Raw genomic sequence first — 16577 nt, forward strand, 5'->3', positions numbered from 1 at the left:
AAAAAACTACGGCCGAAAAAGCCTTGTTTTTTAAAATAGGGAGATGCCGTTCCTATCTGGGCTGGGAAAACTGCAATAAACACGCGTAATTAATTTCATTCAGCTACCTCTTAACCATGACTTCAACTGAACTCAAAGATTTTTTAGACGAAAAAGTCATACAATACAACACTCTTGATTTTATTGACAGTGATCCAGTTCAAATTCCGCATCTTTTTTCACAAAAAGAAGACATCGAAATTGCAGGCTTTCTAAGTGCTACTATCGCCTGGGGCAACCGTAAAATGATCATTCAAAACTCACATCGCATGCTCGATTTAATGGGAAATGCACCTTTTGATTTTGTAATGTCGCACAGCGAAAGTGATCTAGAACGCCTCAATAATTTTGTGCACCGCACCTTCAACGGCCAAGATTTCATAGGCTTCATAAAATCATTGCAACACATTTATAAAAAACACGGTGGACTTGAGGCTGTTTTTGCACAAAATCAAGAAGCACAATCCGTGCAAAAAAGTATATCTGAATTCAAGAAAACTTTCTTTTCGATTCCGCATTTGCCACGTACACAAAAACACATCTCTGATCCTTTGAATAATTCAGCAGCAAAACGGATTAACATGTACCTACGTTGGATGGTTCGACAAGACAATAAAGGAGTAGATTTAGGCATTTGGAAAAGCATTTCACCCGCTGCCCTATCTTGCCCTTTGGATGTGCACTCTGGCAATGTAGCACGTAGATTGGGTATTTTAAATCGAAAACAAAACGATGGCAAAGCCTTAGCCGAGCTAGATGCCAAGCTAAGAGAATTTGACCCCAATGATCCTGTAAAATACGATTTTGCTTTGTTTGGGTTAGGTGTTTTTGAAGGCTTTTAATCCAAAACAAACTGCCTTTGCCACATTCCTTGTAAAAAGACTATCTTTGCACAAAATTTAAGCAAATGAGTACTTTCGAACAATTCAAACTCCCTAAATCTGTACAAAAAGCAATTGATGATTTAGGATTTACCACTCCAACTCCAATTCAGGAAAAAACTTTTTCTGTAATTATGTCAGGACGCGATATGATGGGAATTGCACAAACAGGTACAGGAAAAACATTTGCCTACTTATTACCTTTACTGAAGTTATACAAATTCACACCTGGCCACACACCAAAAATCGTGATTTTGGTTCCTACACGTGAATTGGTTGTACAAGTAGTTGAAGAGGTTGAAAAGCTAACCAAATACATGTCGGTTCGTACTATTGGTATTTTCGGTGGTGTAAACATCAATACCCAAAAAACTACTGTCTACCAAGGATGTGATATTCTTGTGGGTACTCCGGGACGTATCATGGACCTTACCTTGGACAATGTGATCCGATTTGAGGAAATGCAAAAATTAGTCATTGACGAATTTGATGAAATGCTCAACTTGGGTTTCCGCACTCAACTAACTGCAATTTTGGCCATGATGCCCAAAAAACGTCAAAACATTCTCTTCTCGGCTACCATGACAGATGAAGTAGATGCTATTTTGAATGATTATTTTGATTATCCTGAAGAAGTTACCCTTTCAGCATCAGGAACACCACTTGAAAACATTACACAAATTACGTATCACGTACCTAATTTTAATACTAAAGTTAATTTGCTAAAACACCTACTTTCAACTACAGAAGATATGAGTCGCTTGTTGGTATTTGTAAACAATAAAAAAATATCTGATCTCTTGCACGAGCGCATCGAGGAAGATTTTGAAGGTCAATTTGGGGTAATTCACTCCAACAAATCTCAAAATTATCGTTTGAGCACTATGGCTTCTTTTCAAGAAGGCAATTTACGTGGTTTGATTACTACTGATATCATGGCAAGAGGACTAGATATTTCTAACATTACGCACGTTGTCAATTTTGAAATGCCTGAACTACCTGAATTGTACATGCACCGTATTGGTAGAACTGGTCGTGCCGATGCAACAGGTACAGCAATAAGTTTTATAGCTCCTCGCGAAGAAGAAAAGAAAATTGAAGTAGAATTGTTAATGAATATGGAATTGGCCTTAGAACCTTTCCCAGAAACAGTCGAGATTTCAAGCAAATTAATCGAACCGGAAAAAGATAGACAACCGATTAAGTTTTTGATGAAAAAACAAAAACTAGCCGGCGATGGTGCTTTTCAGGAAAAAAGCAAGAAGAATAAAAAGGTAAATCTCGGAGGTCCTGGCGTAACAAAGAAAAAAACACACGGATCAGTGAATAGAAACATGCTAAAAACGAGAGCTAAAAAGAAGAAAGACAGCAATAAATAATACTTTTATTAGTTCTCTACATACCATAAAAAAGGCTAAAAATGCAATTGTATTTTTAGCCTTTTTTGTTTCCACAGACTATTTACTGCTTTGTAAAGACCAAACAAACTGGTGCGCATAAAGAGATCTTCTCGCCCGTTGCGGTTAAACTTCCTGTTTTTTTATTTCGTTTAAAAACAACTACTTCATTCGTATATTGATGCCCGACTAGTAAAAAATTACCGCTTGGATCAATTACAAAGTTACGAGGCCCTTTACCTAATGAGCTTTGATGCTCTTGCCCTTTTAATAAACCGTTTTTTTCGACTTTAAAAATCGAAATGGTATTGGCTTCTCCACGATTTGAGGCATATAAAAATTTTCCGTCAAGAGAAAAATGCAAGTCGGCTGCGCTAAAACTACCTTTAAAATCTGGAGAAAGTAATGAAGTTTCTTGAATTAATTTTAATTGACCGTTTCCATATTCAAAAACGGACAAAGCAGCAGTAAGTTCTTGTAATAAATACATGTATTTCCCATTAGGACTAAAGGTTAAATGCCTTGGCCCGCTACCCGATTTTACAGCAACAACAGCTGTTTGTGTTAAAACATCCTTTTCTGAATTAGGATTGTAAGCGTAGAGCGTCACGGTATCTGTCCCTAAATCGGTTGCTAGCGCATATTTTTTATCCGGCGAAAAATGCAACATATGTACATGAGGACCTTCTTGTCGCTGGGTATTTGGTCCTTTGCCTTTATGAGAAATTAGTTGATTGGCTGCTGAAAGACTTCCATCGGATTTCTTTTTAAAAACAGTAATACTACCACCACTGTAATTGGCCACCATCACATTCGGGCCGTCTGTAATTATATGACAAGGATCAGCTCCTTCTGACGGCTGTGTATTTAGTAATTGCAACTGTGCAGAACTCGCATCGTAACTAAAAGCGCTAACGCTACTTTTACTTCCAAATTCATTTACCGCATAAACAAATTTATTATCATTAGACACTGTCAAAAAACTCGGATTCACAGTTGGAGCTGAAGTGTTTTTCAAATTAAAATCACCGGTCTTGCTGTCAAAATCGTAAACATAAATCCCCTTACTATCACACCCTTGTGTATAGGTACCTATGAGTAAATTCAATTTGTTTTTTTGTGCATAAGTAGCCGATATAAACAGAAACGCTATAATAAGTATAAATTTTTTTTTCATGTTTGAAATGGTATTAAGTAGCTAAAATACACATTATATGTGTACGTTTAACACTTTGAATCAAGCACCGAAAAATAAAAGCGCAATACCATTAATCTGTTCACAAATTTGTATTTTTGATTCCGAAAAGTAAACAAATGCCCTTGCAATTGACTTGCAAAGCTTTAAACACCGCTTACGAATGCATTTTAAACATCCTGAATTTTTATATTTCCTGTTTTTGCTCCTCATACCCATAGTGGTGCATCTGTTTCAACTTAGACGATTTAAAAAAGAATATTTCACCAATGTTCGCTTTTTACAAGCACTTTCTATTCAATCCAGAAAAAGTTCGACCCTAAAAAAGTGGTTGCTCTTGGCTTGTCGCTGCTTGCTTTTAACAGCTTTAATTTTGGCTTTTGCCCAACCTTTTTTTGACTCCAAAGACAGTAAAAATGCTAATAACGAATTGTACATCGTGCTTGACAATTCTTATAGCATGCAAGCCAAAGGCAAAAAGGGAGAATTATTAAAACGAGCCGTGCAAGATTTACTGGAACACGCACCGGAGCAAACTACGTTTTCATTACTCACAAATACAGAGAATTTTTGGAATACCGATATCAAAACGATTACGAACGCTTTACAAAATTTAGAGTACAGCGCAACACCTTTAAATGTTGAAGCTCTTTTATCACAAATCAAAGCCCGAAAATCAGCTTTCAAGAAAGATATTGTCATTATCACCGATGCAGTAGATTTAGATGTAAAAGCACTTAAAAGCGTATCGAAAGACGCAAATCCATTGTTGATAATTCCGGAGGCAGAGCAAAAAACTAATGTATCGATTGATAGTGTTTTTATCAAAAAAGCTGTTTCCAATTTCTATGAAATTAGTGTTGAAATTTCAAACTATGGTTCAGACATGGATCGTATTCCAGTGGCTTTATACAATGAAAATAAATTGATAGCCAAAACATCAGTAACACTTAAAGGTTCTAAACAATCCATTCCGTTTACTATTCCCAAACAAGCTTTTCATGGTTATGCTTCTATCAGCGACGATGGTTTAGCTTATGACAACACCTATTATTTTAGTATTGCTGAAATGAAAAAAACAAGTGTATTAAGTATTGGAGATGAATCAAAGAGCGAATTTTTATCCCGCATTTACACCGCTCCCGAATTTAGTTTTCGAAACAGTGCGCTTTCTGCTTTGGACTATAACAGCATTGAAGAGCAAAATGCTATTGTCTTGAATGAAATTGATGCCATTCCGCAAGCATTGAGTACAACATTACAATCATTTATTAACAAGGGAGGAAGTGTTATTCTTATCCCTGCAGCCAATACAAAGGATACGAATCCATTTTTAGCAAAAGTGAGTAACTTACAGTTGACTGATTGGGCAGCGAATGAAAAACAAATTACCAAAATCAATTTTGATCATCCAGTTTTTAATGCGGTTTTTGAAGAGAAAATTACCAACTTCCAGTTTCCTAAAACCAAAGCCAGCTTTAAGCTATCAAGTAATAATCCTGCGGCTTTGTGGTATGAAGATCAATCGGCATTTTTAACAGCTATTATCAATCCAGTTGGTGCTTTGGCTGTATTTGCAGCGCCACTAAATACTGAAAATTCTAATTTTCAGCAATCGCCTTTAATTGTTCCCACTTTTTACAAACTCGCTACTTTACAGCAATCAAATGGTAGCTTAGCTCAGACTATCGGAAACGATCAACCTCATATTACACCCGTAACCTTATCAAAAGATGCAATCCTTGAAGTAAAAGGTCCTGGCGAACCTTTTATTCCGGTGCAACAAATTTTGAGTAACAAAGTCAAAATGAGTTTTACAGAATATCCGCAACAAGCAGGAAATTTCAGGATTTACAATAAAAAACAGTGGATTGAAAACATCAGCTTTAATTACAATCGAAACGAAAGCGATCTTTCTCAAACCAACCAAAATTCTCTATCGGATTTTGACACCGAATCATCTATAGAATCCTTTTTTGATGCCGTACAAACCAACAGAACCGATAATCAAATATGGAAATGGTTTGCTATCTTTGCGCTATTGCTAGCACTGACTGAAATGGCGATAATTCGATTCGTAAAATAACAACACACACCTTGCTTAACTTTATCCAATCATGAAATTAATCATCAGAAATGCCAAGATTATCGATCCTACAAGTCCATTCCACAACCAGACTACTGATCTTTTAATCGTTGATGGTTTACTGCAAAAAATAGAAACGGCATTAGCCAATCCTGATAATATTGAAGAACTTCAACTAGAAAATTTGCACGTTTCTCAAGGTTGGTTTGACAGTAGTGTTTCGTTAGGTGAACCTGGTTTTGAAGAAAGAGAAACTTTAGCCAATGGGCTTTTGGTAGCTGCTAAAAGTGGATTCACAGCCGTAGCTTTGCAACCTAACACCAATCCTGTTATTGACAATCAATCACAAATCAATTTTGTACTTTCAAAAGCTAAAAATGCAGCCACTGAACTCTACCCGATTGGCGCATTAAGTAAAGGAAGCGAAGGCACTGATATGGCTGAAATGTTCGATATGAAAAACGCTGGAGCAATTGCGTTTGGAGATTATAACAAAAGTATTGCTAATGCAAATTTATTAAAAATCGCTTTGCAATACGTACAAGATTTTGATGGTTTAGTGATTACTTTTTGTCAAGACAATACGCTAAAAGGACATGGTGTAGTGCATGAAGGTAATGTTTCAACTCGTTTAGGTCTGAAGGGAATACCAAGTTTAGCTGAAGAATTACAAGTAGCACGAAATTTATATTTATTGGAATACACAGGCGGAAAATTGCACATTCCTACCATCTCTACTCAAAAATCAGTTGAATTAATTAAAGAAGCTAAAGTAAAAGGATTGCAAGTTACTTGTAGCGTTGCAGTACACAACTTAGTTTTGACCGATGAAAAGCTTGATGGTTTTGATACCCGTTTTAAGGTTTTGCCACCGCTGCGTAGCGAAACTGACCGAAAAGCCCTCTTGGAAGGTATTCACGATGGGACCATTGACATAATTACATCTGACCATAATCCGATTGATATTGAACACAAAAAAATGGAATTTGACGGCGCAAAATATGGAACGATAGGTTTAGAAAGCGCTTTTTCAAGCTTACTAACTGTGCTTCCTCTAGAGCTAGTTATTGAGAAATTAACCGCTGGAAAAGCTACTTTTGGCATCAAGTCGCACAGTATAATGGAAGGAGCAACAGCTTCGCTTAGCTTATTCAATCCTGATGGAGATGATATCTTTCAAAAAGAAAACATACTATCAAAATCGAAAAATTCTGCTTTTTTAGGTAGCTCAATTAAAGGAAAAGCATACGGAATTGTAAACCAAGGACAATTAATTTTAAACAAATAATGACACCAACAAATCAGTCTAATTCAGGAAAAACAGCCGCGATTACAAGTTATATTTTAGGGATTGGCGTTTTTATTGCTATGTCAATGAACTCCGAAGATAAAAGTGCCTTTGCCTCATTTCACATCCGACAAGGGCTCGGACTCACACTTACTTTCTTTTCACTTGGCCTTATCATTAGTAACTTTGATAGTATGATGATCTCCGCTCCAATGTGGATTTTCATTTTAGTTTTGTGGTCGTATGGGATTACATCTGCCATAAGAGGCGAAATGAAACCATTACCACTATTGGGTAATTTATATCAAAAATGGCTTTCTAATATTTCATAAACGAAGTTAGAAGCCACTATTTAACTGAAAAAAAACAGGATTTCAGTATTCCTTAAAACACACATCATGAATTTATCTTTAGAATATAAAATTAGAGAGCCCAAAAAAATTGAAGCTCAAAATCCATTATTGTTATTATTGCACGGTTACGGCAGTAACGAAGCTGATTTATTCTCATTTGCAGAAGAATTGCCAGACGAATATTATGTGGTTTCTGCAAGAGCTCCGTATGATTTGCAATATGGCAGCTATGCTTGGTACGCCATCAACTTTGATGCAGATGAAAATAAATTTTCAGATGTTGGTCAAGGACAAGAATCTAGAGACCGTATCAAAAATTTTATTGAAGAACTAATAGAAAATTACCCAATTAATAAACAAGATGTTTCTTTAATCGGTTTCAGCCAAGGAGCAATTTTAAGTTATGCCGTAGCTTTATCGTACCCAGAAACAGTGCAACGAATTGTTGCTATGAGTGGTTATGTAAATCTTGAAATGGCAACCGCTGATTACTTAAAAAACAGTTTTAACAACTTAAAAATATTTGCCTCACATGGCACGGTAGACCAAGTAATCCCTATTGATTGGGCCAGAAAAACACCTGCAATAATCGAAAAATATGGTATTCCTATAACCTACAAAGAATATGCTGTTGGCCATGGAGTAGCACCACAAAATTTTTATGACTTTAAAGCTTGGTTACAAGAATAAAAAAATAAAAAAATCGCAGTAGGAATTAAATTCTTTACTGCGATTTTTTTTTGATTTTTACTTCTGATAAATAAACGACTGGTTAACCTCAAATGAAATACTGTCATCTTCATTGATAAAGTATTTCAAAAGAACTTCGCCCCAACGTTCGCCATCACTATAATCTGCAATAATCCAACGGTGGTTTAAAATTTTTACTTTATTAATCACGAATTTATTGGCTCCAATTTGATCCTGACCTGTGTAAGGATTCCCTTTTGGATTAGAGTTAAAGTCTAATAATTTTTCAGTAACTACAGGAATTAACTTTTCGTATTGAATGCTTTTGTCTGGAAAACTAGCTTCTAAATAGTTCTGCGCATTTTCATTTTTGTTTAACGAAAAATAATCAGCGTCAGCCAATTGATTTGTCACTAAAGTTAAACTATCACGTAATTTTTTAGTTGTTTTTTCGTAGCGCTTTTGCTCAAAATTTACTTGATTACTCAAAAACATATAAGTAAAAAGAGTTGATAAAACGGCCAAAATTGTAAGATAAAGCAAGAAAGAATTTTTCATTTTGTAAATTGTTAAATAGTAATTTCTAGGGTATCAAATGCCAAGAAAACATTGGGCGGTAATTTTTTTTGTACCTCCTCATGAAAGCCCATCACATGACTAATGTGCGTTAAATAGGCCTGCTCTGGCTGTACCAAATTTATGAAATCTAAAGCTTCTTTCAAATTGAAATGTGTATCATGTGGCTCTTCGCGCAAAGCATTAACCACCAACACTTTTACTCCTTTTAACTTTTCAATTTCGGCTTTTTCAATCGTTTTTACGTCCGTTAAATAAGCAAAATCGTCCACTCGATAACCAAAAACTTGTAAGTTTCCGTGCAGCACATTGATCGGAATAATTGATTTTCCGCCTAAAACAAATGGAACGTTATTTTGAACCGGAATAGTGCGTACCGAAGGAGCTCCGGGATATTTGTTTACAGTTTCAAAAACGTAAGCAAAACGCTCCTGCAAGTTATCTAAAACTCGCTGATGTGCATAAACTGGAATTTCGCCTTGCTTGAAGTTAAAAGGGCGAATATCATCTAATCCAGAAGTATGGTCTGCATGTTCGTGGGTAAACAAAATACCATCTACTTTTTGACAATTGGAACGCAACATTTGCTGTCTAAAATCGGGGCCGCAATCAATTACGAAAGAATGCTGCTCCCATGCCAACCAAATGGATACGCGCAGCCTTTTATCCTTACTATCAGTACTTTTACAAACAGGGTGATCGCTACCTATTACGGGGATGCCTTGTGAGGTGCCAGTTCCTAAAAAATTTACCTTCAACTTTATCGCTTTTTATTGCAAAAATAGGGTTAATTCTCTTTCTTTGATAACCTATTTCATTAACTTTGCAACATATTAGCCATAGTAAACAAAAATGGATACAGCAATTAAATTAAAAGGTGATAAAATCATCGAACAAATACCTTCGATTAAAGACAAAGCACTTCGTATCAATTTGAACGAAAATATATACGGAACTTTTGCTGAAATTGGTGCTGGACAAGAAACAGTGCGTCATTTTTTTAGAGCTGGTGGGTCATCTGGAACTATTGCAAAAGCAATGTCAGCTTATGACAAAGACTTTAGTGATGCCGTTTATGGTGTAGAATCGGATGGGCGTTATGTCACTGAGAGCCGACTCAAAAAAATGTTAACCCACGAGGTCAATTTGATTGAAAAACGTTTGAGCAGAGAAAAGCATCCTAATAAAATGTTTTTTAGTTATGCCAACACCGTAGCTACTATCGATTTTGCGAAACAATTTAAAGGCCATGGCTGGGTAGGAATTAGTTACCAAATTGAACCTGACGAAGACTACAACGAAATCATATTGCATATCCGTTTTAAAGAAACCGATGTGCGTTTACAACAAGAAACTTTAGGTATTTTAGGTGTTAACTTAATTTATGGTGCCTTTTACAAATACAACGATCCTAAGCGTTTGCTGCGTTATTTATATGACCACTTAGATAAAGACCAACTCGAAATTGATACCATAAACTTTTCGGGACCACGCTTTGCTGATGTAGATAACCGTCTGATGAGTTTACAGTTGGTTAAAAACGGAATGACTGATGCGGTGATGTTTAATCCTGACGGGAAAAATATTTTACCTGCTGCCATTTTGTACAAGAAGAATATCTTGGCTTTCAGAGGAAGTTTTAGACCTGTTACTAAGGTAAATATGGACATGTATGAGAAATCATTAAAAATGTTCCTAAATGAAAACAAGGTCGATAAAGACAATACCTTGGTGGTTTTTGAAATAACACTTTCGAATTTGCGATCGGATGGTGAAATTGACGAAAGAGATTTCATGGATCGTGCCGAATTGCTTTGTTCTCTCGGACAAACGGTAATGATATCGAACTTTCAAGAATATTACAAAGTGGTTGAGTATTTTGCTAACTATACCAAAGCTCGCATGGGATTGGCGCTAGGTGTAAACAACTTGGTTGATATTTTTGACGAAAAATACTATCGTCACTTAAGCGGTGGTATTTTAGAAGCCTTTGGTAAACTATTTTACCGCGATATGAAGGTGTTTTTATATCCTATGATGGGTGAAGATGGTGTTATTATCAATTCTGATAACCTAAAAGTACATCCTAGAATGAAGGAACTTTACAAGTTCTTTAAATTTAATGGTAAAGTAGTCGATATTGACGACTATGACCCTACAATTTTGGAGGTGTTTTCTCGTCAAGTATTGAATATGATTAACAATGGAAAACCAGGTTGGGAAAGTATGCTACCTTCAGGTATTGCAGAAATTATAAAGGAACATCAATTGTTTGGTTACGACCCAAATAAAATTTTAAAAGAAGTCAATTAAAGATTCACTTTGAACGATATAAAAAAACCTTGTTAGCATTTACTAACAAGGTTTTTTGTTTCTGTCAACCCAAGCAATCTTCGAAATCAAATGCTTTGCTTGAATGTGTATGTAATTTTTATTTCAAAATTTGAGCAGCGTGCGCTTTCGTTTTTACATCAGAAATTACCTCATCGATAATTCCCTTTTCATCTATAATAAAGGTGGTACGGTGAATGCCATCGTACTCTTTGCCCATGAATTTTTTAGGACCCCAAACTCCAAAAGCCTGAATTACAGCTTTATCTTCGTCAGCTAATAAAGGGAAAGGAAATTCATACTTGTCTTTAAACTTTGCTTGTGCTTTGGCCGAATCAGCGCTTACGCCTAGTATAGCATAGTTATTTGCTTGAAAGCGCTCAAAATTATCTCTTAAATCACAAGCCTCAGCAGTACAACCTGGTGTACTAGCTTTTGGATAAAAGAAAACTACTAGTTTTTTACCTGCGTAATCAGCTAATTGATGGGTATTTCCGTCTTGATCGGTTCCTGTAAATGCGGGAGCGGCATCGCCTTTTTTTAATGTTGTCATGGATTGTGGATTTTACTTCTATTTGTGTTTTTTATTGAGGTATGCCCCAGATGGAAATGTAAAGCCCGGACTGAAAAACACTATTTTTTTCAGGATGATAAAGAGCGACCGGCAGGAAGCTACTTTAGCATTCTAGAAAAAAAGTGTTTTGAAGGAGGACTTGCAATGTACAGCTGGATTAGGCTCCTCTTAAAATTTTTGCTAATTTTACCTGAGTTAAATGTACGAAAATGAACAAACAGGAACGTGTAACTTTTGTTATAAATACGTTAAAAGAATTATATCCTACCATACCGATTCCGCTAGATCATAAGGATCCGTATACGCTATTAATTGCCGTTTTACTCTCGGCACAGTGCACCGATGTTAGGGTCAATCAAATTACACCTTTACTTTTTGCGAAGGCAGATAACCCGTTTGACATGGTGAAAATGACCGTTGACGAAATTAAAGAAATCATTCGGCCTTGTGGCTTATCGCCAATGAAATCGAAGGGAATTCATGGTTTATCTCATATTTTAATTGACAAATATAATGGCGAGGTACCGCAAAGTTTTGAAGCCTTGGAGGAATTGCCTGCGGTGGGTCATAAAACTGCGAGTGTGGTAATGTCACAAGCTTTTGGTGTGCCTGCTTTTCCGGTTGATACGCACATTCACCGCTTGATGTACCGATGGAATTTAACCAATGGTAAAAATGTGGTTCAGACTGAAAAAGATGCCAAACGCCTTTTTCCTGAAGCTACATGGAACGACTTGCACTTGCAAATTATTTGGTACGGACGTGAATATTCGCCCGCTCGTGGTTGGGATTTAGAGCGCGATATTATTACCAAAACCATTGGAAGAAAAACAGTTATTGATAGTTTTCACAAAGGGAAGTAAACATAAAAAAACCACTTTCATCAACTAGAAAGTGGTTTTTTTATACTTATTAAAAATCGATAGATTATTCAAGCCATTTAATTTGCTATTATCAGAAATTTTTGATCTTTGGTTTGCATTAAATGCAATGCTTTTGAATAATTAAGTAAAAAAGAAATTGTTTCTTTTTTGGGTTTCATTACAGCATTTGTCTGCAATTTTTTAGAGTAAATTTTTGCCATAGAATACAATATTTTGTTTCTATGATAACGCTATACTTTGGCTAATATTGCTAGGCCGTTAAAACTATTTGATGTTTATCAATCACTTTACGCAAATTGAGTAATGCATAACGCATGCGCCCAAGAGCTGTATTGATACTAACCCCCGTAGTTTCGGCTATTTCTTTGAAGCTCATGTCTTGATACATGCGCATAATTAAAACCTCTTTTTGATCATCAGGCAGCTCTTCGATTAATTTTTTGATATCTAATTGCACTTGATCAGCAATAATTTGATTTTCTACCGTTAATGATTCATCAGTCATGATCGAAAAAATAGAGAATTCTTCGGTTTCTCTAAAAAGCGGCATTTTTTTAGATTTACGAAAATGATCAATGATTAAATTGTGAGCAATACGCATGACCCAAGGCAAAAATTTACCTTCTTCGTTATACGAATTAGACTTAAGGGTGTTGATGACTTTTATAAAAGTATCTTGAAAAATATCGTTGGTTACATCGCGATCTGGGACTTTTGAATAAATAAAACCGTAAATCTTAGATTCGTGTCTTTTGATGAGTTTTGCTAGTGCATCCTCGTTTCCATCGATATATTCTTTGATTAATGACGCGTCAGGAAGTTGTATACTAACCATAATAGTACTTTTTAGTGGTAATTTATTGAAATAATGTTCTAAAAAGTATTGTTCTGTTATAGGCAGTATGTTTTGCGTTAATTTATTAATCAAAAATAGCTATTTTTTTTTTCAAGTTGCAACTAAAATCAAGAAAAGTTAACATTTTGATAGCAAAAAATGTTAATTTATAGAACTAGATTTAACTTTGTTTGCTTAAAAGCTAAGATGTAAGACCGTGTTTTTCATCTCTTCAAGATTATTTGACATCTCAACTCTGTTCAAATAAAAAGCTGCTGCTCGTAAAACGAACAACAGCTTTTATAGTATGAAACTATTTTTTTAAAAAAATAAGCATTAACTCCTTGCTTAAAAAATTTGAATCGGTTATTGATAAACTCTGATATAATCAATCACAAATTCTTGTGGTAAGATAGTATCATCAACCTCGGGTCCGCCAAAATTGCCACCTATTGCCATATTTACAATTAGATAGAATGGTTGATTGTAAGGCCAAGTTGCTTCCGTTTTTTGTTCTGGTTGAAAGGTATATACCAATTGATCGTCTACGAAAAAATCCATTTTATCCTTTGTCCATTCTACTGCATAGATGTGAAATCCCTTTTCAATATTTTCAAACTTTGTTTTTTTAGTATTGATCGTATTACCGTGACTGGCTTGCGTGTGTAACGAAGTGAAAACCATGTGAGGCTCTTTGCCCACGTATTCAAGAATATCAATTTCACCGCAAAGTGGCCATCCTACTTGTTTGATATTAGACCCTAGCATCCAGAATGCTGGCCAAACTCCTTGTCCGACTGGCAATTTAGCTCGAGCCTCAAAACGTCCGTACTGGAATTCTTTTTTGCCTTGGGTTGTGATGCGAGTGGAAGTATAGGTATTACCTTCTTTTTTACCCACAATTGTCAATTGATTGTTAGCTACTTTATGGTTTGTTTTCGTGTACAATTGGCGTTCATTATTGCCCCAACCACAGTTCGGACAACCGTCTCCAAGCTCAAAATTCCAATCCTTTTCATTCAAACTTGACCCGTTAAAATTCTCTTCCCAAACTAATTTTCGTTGCTGTTGTGCAAAACTATATTGCACAATCATTATCAAAAAAAGGATGTATTTTTTCATCTTTACTTATTTTACAAATTGAAAACTACTTTCTAAAACCGTTGCTGAACTTCCGCCTACAAACACTTTAAAATCGCCCGCTTCGGCCTCCCATTTGCGGTTAGCGGTAAAATATTCAATGGTTTTTTCATCAATTGTAAAAGTTACTTTTTTTGATTCGTTAGGTTGAAGTTCGATCATTTCAAATCCTTTTAACTCTTTAATAGGACGTGTTGTGCTACCAATTAAATCCCGAATATACAATTGAACCACCTCTTTACCAGCTATTTTACTGTTGTTTTTCAAGGTAACTGAAACTTCAATTTTTCCGTTTACACCAAAAGAATTAGCGCTTAGTTTTAAATCAGAATATTCAAATTTAGAATAGCTTAAACCATGTCCAAATGGATACAAAGGTGTATTTTTCTCATCAATAAAATGCGACCAAAAAACACTCTCAGGTTCGTTCATTGTAGGTCGTCCCGTATTTTTAGCATTGTAATACAAAGGCAACTGCCCTACACTACGTGGGAAAGTCATTGGCAACTTACCACTTGGATTGTAGTCACCATAAAGTACTTGTGCAATAGCATTACCACTTTGCGTACCCAATTGCCAAGCCTCGACAATAGCTGGAATATTCTCATCTGCCCAAGGCAATGCTAACGGACGACCGTTATTGAGTACCAAAACAACATTTGGGTTCACTTTGTAAACTTCCTCTAATAATTCTTGTTGTACTCCCGGTAAATCGATGTTGGCTCTACTACGCCCTTCACCTGATTGCAAACCGTGCTCGCCTAAAACCATTACCACAACATCTGCTTTTTTTGCAGTAGCAACCGCCTCAGGGAAACCACTTTTGTCCGTCATATTAATATTAGTTTCCCAAATAAACTGCGTTCTTCCCACAGCTACATCTGCACCTTTAACGTAGGTGATTTGGTTTCCTGTATATTTTTGCATCCCTTCAATAACAGAAACTGCGGTATTGTCATCAGCAGCAATGCGCCAACTTCCGAGTGGACTTGTTTTATCAGCGGCAAGTGCTCCAATAATTGCAATTTTTTGACCTGATTTTTGTAAAGGCAACAAGTTTTTTTTATTTTTTAATAAAACGATAGACTTCTTAGCCACATCTAAAACGCCATCATGAAACTCTTGCTTTCCAACTGTTGTTTTCTCACGATTTTCATCACAATATTTGTACGGATCATCAAACAATCCCAATTCGAATTTTACTTTCAAAATTCGTCTGGCAGCATCGTTGATTGTCGCTTCTTTAACCTTGCCTTCTTTAACTAATTGAACCAAATGATCCACGTATGCCGAAGATTCCATATCCATATCAGAACCTGCGTTGATAGCTAATTCAGCGGCATGTTTGCTATCTTTTGCAAATCCGTGTGGAATCATTTCGTTAATAGAACCCCAATCAGAAACCACGAATCCGTCGAAATTCCAATCTTTTTTCAAGATTTCTCTTTGCAGGTAAGCACTTCCTGTTGCAGGCACGCCATTTAACTCATTGAATGAATTCATGAATGTACGAACACCAGCATCAGCGGCCGCTTTGAACGGAGGAAAAATAGTATTTTGCAAAACTGATTCGCTGATATCAACTGTGTTATAATCGCGCCCTGATTCGGCGAAAGCATAACCTGCAAAATGTTTCGCGCAGGCCAAAATAGTGTTGGTTGCTGCTAAATCCGTTCCTTGAAAACCTTGCACACGAGCTACTGCGATTTTACTTCCTAAAAACGGATCTTCGCCAGCGCCTTCCATCACGCGACCCCAACGGGCATCTCGCGCTACATCAACCATAGGTGCAAAAGTCCAATTTAAGCCTACTGCTGCAGATTCCTCGGCTGCAATTGCAGCAGATTTTTTGATCGCTACTAAATCCCAGCTAGCTGCTTCAGCTAACGGAATTGGACTTATGGTTTTGTATCCATGAATGACATCAAACCCAAAAATTAAAGGAATACCCAAACGAGTTTCTTCAACAGCTATTTTTTGCAAGGCACGTACATCCTTTACCCCTTTTACGTTGAGCATAGATCCTACCAAGCCCTTTTTTAAATCGTCGTATTTTTTGGCTGCTTGACCTTCTTTTGGTGTAGGCCCAGTGATATCCCAAAAACCATTGTACTGATTGAGTTGACCTACTTTTTCAGACAACGTCATTAAGTTGAGGACAGAATCAACTTTACGGTCCAAAGGATTGGATGTTTTCGTACTTACTGGAGCTTGCAATGTTTGTTTACTACAAGCCACCACAACGCTCACACAAACTGCCAGATATATAAATGAATGTTTCATTTTAGTCTTATTTTAAAAAACAAAA

The 16577-nt window shown here is 36.2% G+C and carries 15 protein-coding genes; 8 read left to right on the top strand and 7 right to left on the bottom strand.

Annotated features, from left to right (window positions below; translation table 11 throughout):
- Positions 1 to 116: 116 nt before the first annotated feature.
- Both KBJ98_RS07270 and KBJ98_RS07275 read left to right on the top strand, forming a co-directional pair.
- Positions 117 to 881: a TIGR02757 family protein gene (locus KBJ98_RS07270; RefSeq protein WP_210789094.1), complete on the top strand. Its 765-nt coding sequence runs from the start codon at positions 117 to 119 to the stop codon at positions 879 to 881.
- Positions 882 to 946: 65 nt separating this feature from the next.
- Complete coding sequence (locus KBJ98_RS07275) at positions 947 to 2299, top strand: DEAD/DEAH box helicase (protein WP_210789096.1); 1353 nt, start codon at positions 947 to 949, stop codon at positions 2297 to 2299.
- Positions 2300 to 2381: 82 nt separating this feature from the next.
- Here the strand turns inward: KBJ98_RS07275 and KBJ98_RS07280 are convergent, their stop codons facing one another.
- A complete protein-coding gene (locus tag KBJ98_RS07280) occupies positions 2382 to 3494 on the bottom strand; it encodes a lactonase family protein (protein WP_210789098.1) in 1113 nt (370 codons plus the stop codon).
- Between the two features lie 181 nt (positions 3495 to 3675).
- Here KBJ98_RS07280 and KBJ98_RS07285 point away from each other — a divergent pair, with 181 nt between their 5' ends.
- From KBJ98_RS07285 to KBJ98_RS07300, 4 genes are all read left to right on the top strand, one after another.
- On the top strand, positions 3676 to 5598 hold the full coding sequence (locus tag KBJ98_RS07285; protein ID WP_210789100.1) for a vWA domain-containing protein: 1923 nt from the start codon (positions 3676 to 3678) through the stop codon (positions 5596 to 5598).
- Positions 5599 to 5629: 31 nt separating this feature from the next.
- Positions 5630 to 6886, top strand: coding sequence for a dihydroorotase (locus KBJ98_RS07290; RefSeq protein ID WP_210789101.1), 1257 nt, complete (start codon positions 5630 to 5632; stop codon positions 6884 to 6886).
- Entirely contained in the window at positions 6886 to 7218 is a 333-nt protein-coding gene (locus KBJ98_RS07295; RefSeq protein WP_166137366.1) for a hypothetical protein, read from the top strand. Before KBJ98_RS07290 ends, KBJ98_RS07295 begins: the two co-directional genes overlap by 1 nt.
- 66 nt (positions 7219 to 7284) lie before the next feature.
- Positions 7285 to 7929: an alpha/beta hydrolase gene (locus tag KBJ98_RS07300; RefSeq protein WP_210789102.1), complete on the top strand. Its 645-nt coding sequence runs from the start codon at positions 7285 to 7287 to the stop codon at positions 7927 to 7929.
- 57 nt (positions 7930 to 7986) lie between these two features.
- Here the strand turns inward: KBJ98_RS07300 and KBJ98_RS07305 are convergent, their stop codons facing one another.
- Entirely contained in the window at positions 7987 to 8487 is a 501-nt protein-coding gene (locus tag KBJ98_RS07305; protein ID WP_210789103.1) for a hypothetical protein, read from the bottom strand.
- A gap of 11 nt (positions 8488 to 8498) precedes the next feature.
- Entirely contained in the window at positions 8499 to 9263 is a 765-nt protein-coding gene (locus KBJ98_RS07310; RefSeq protein WP_210789104.1) for an MBL fold metallo-hydrolase, read from the bottom strand.
- Between the two features lie 94 nt (positions 9264 to 9357).
- Here KBJ98_RS07310 and KBJ98_RS07315 point away from each other — a divergent pair, with 94 nt between their 5' ends.
- On the top strand, positions 9358 to 10818 hold the full coding sequence (locus tag KBJ98_RS07315; RefSeq protein ID WP_210789105.1) for a TonB-dependent receptor: 1461 nt from the start codon (positions 9358 to 9360) through the stop codon (positions 10816 to 10818).
- A gap of 118 nt (positions 10819 to 10936) precedes the next feature.
- Here KBJ98_RS07315 and bcp read toward each other — a convergent pair whose 3' ends face one another.
- Positions 10937 to 11389 carry a thioredoxin-dependent thiol peroxidase gene (bcp, locus tag KBJ98_RS07320; protein ID WP_210789107.1) on the bottom strand — a complete coding sequence of 151 codons (453 nt, stop codon included), beginning with the start codon at positions 11387 to 11389 and terminating at the stop codon, positions 10937 to 10939.
- 230 nt (positions 11390 to 11619) lie between these two features.
- Here bcp and KBJ98_RS07325 point away from each other — a divergent pair, with 230 nt between their 5' ends.
- Positions 11620 to 12273 carry an endonuclease III domain-containing protein gene (locus KBJ98_RS07325; protein ID WP_210789109.1) on the top strand — a complete coding sequence of 218 codons (654 nt, stop codon included), beginning with the start codon at positions 11620 to 11622 and terminating at the stop codon, positions 12271 to 12273.
- A 271-nt stretch (positions 12274 to 12544) separates the two neighbouring features.
- Here KBJ98_RS07325 and KBJ98_RS07330 read toward each other — a convergent pair whose 3' ends face one another.
- The 3 genes from KBJ98_RS07330 to bglX form a co-directional block, all read right to left on the bottom strand.
- Positions 12545 to 13129 (bottom strand): RNA polymerase sigma factor, encoded by a 585-nt coding sequence (locus tag KBJ98_RS07330; RefSeq protein ID WP_166137343.1) that lies wholly within the window; start codon positions 13127 to 13129, stop codon positions 12545 to 12547.
- Positions 13130 to 13495: 366 nt separating this feature from the next.
- Positions 13496 to 14251 carry a glycoside hydrolase family 16 protein gene (locus KBJ98_RS07335; RefSeq protein ID WP_210789111.1) on the bottom strand — a complete coding sequence of 252 codons (756 nt, stop codon included), beginning with the start codon at positions 14249 to 14251 and terminating at the stop codon, positions 13496 to 13498.
- Between the two features lie 6 nt (positions 14252 to 14257).
- Positions 14258 to 16552: a beta-glucosidase BglX gene (gene bglX, locus KBJ98_RS07340; RefSeq protein ID WP_210789112.1), complete on the bottom strand. Its 2295-nt coding sequence runs from the start codon at positions 16550 to 16552 to the stop codon at positions 14258 to 14260.
- Positions 16553 to 16577: the final 25 nt, after the last annotated feature.

It is taken from the genome of Flavobacterium erciyesense (assembly GCF_018069925.1).
In the GTDB taxonomy this organism is placed as follows: Bacteria; Bacteroidota; Bacteroidia; order Flavobacteriales; family Flavobacteriaceae; genus Flavobacterium; species Flavobacterium erciyesense.

Bases quoted from the DNA above. Each gene is read 5' to 3' on its own strand.
- KBJ98_RS07270 (WP_210789094.1), top strand. From the start codon at position 117: ATGACTTCAACTGAACTCAAAGATTTTTTAGACGAAAAAGTCATACAA.
- KBJ98_RS07275 (WP_210789096.1), top strand. From the start codon at position 947: ATGAGTACTTTCGAACAATTCAAACTCCCTAAATCTGTACAAAAAGCA.
- KBJ98_RS07280 (WP_210789098.1), bottom strand. From the start codon at position 3,494: ATGAAAAAAAAATTTATACTTATTATAGCGTTTCTGTTTATATCGGCT.
- KBJ98_RS07285 (WP_210789100.1), top strand. From the start codon at position 3,676: ATGCATTTTAAACATCCTGAATTTTTATATTTCCTGTTTTTGCTCCTC.
- KBJ98_RS07290 (WP_210789101.1), top strand. From the start codon at position 5,630: ATGAAATTAATCATCAGAAATGCCAAGATTATCGATCCTACAAGTCCA.
- KBJ98_RS07295 (WP_166137366.1), top strand. From the start codon at position 6,886: ATGACACCAACAAATCAGTCTAATTCAGGAAAAACAGCCGCGATTACA.
- KBJ98_RS07300 (WP_210789102.1), top strand. From the start codon at position 7,285: ATGAATTTATCTTTAGAATATAAAATTAGAGAGCCCAAAAAAATTGAA.
- KBJ98_RS07305 (WP_210789103.1), bottom strand. From the start codon at position 8,487: ATGAAAAATTCTTTCTTGCTTTATCTTACAATTTTGGCCGTTTTATCA.
- KBJ98_RS07315 (WP_210789105.1), top strand. From the start codon at position 9,358: ATGGATACAGCAATTAAATTAAAAGGTGATAAAATCATCGAACAAATA.
- bcp (WP_210789107.1), bottom strand. From the start codon at position 11,389: ATGACAACATTAAAAAAAGGCGATGCCGCTCCCGCATTTACAGGAACC.
- KBJ98_RS07325 (WP_210789109.1), top strand. From the start codon at position 11,620: ATGAACAAACAGGAACGTGTAACTTTTGTTATAAATACGTTAAAAGAA.
- KBJ98_RS07330 (WP_166137343.1), bottom strand. From the start codon at position 13,129: ATGGTTAGTATACAACTTCCTGACGCGTCATTAATCAAAGAATATATC.
- KBJ98_RS07335 (WP_210789111.1), bottom strand. From the start codon at position 14,251: ATGAAAAAATACATCCTTTTTTTGATAATGATTGTGCAATATAGTTTT.
- bglX (WP_210789112.1), bottom strand. From the start codon at position 16,552: ATGAAACATTCATTTATATATCTGGCAGTTTGTGTGAGCGTTGTGGTG.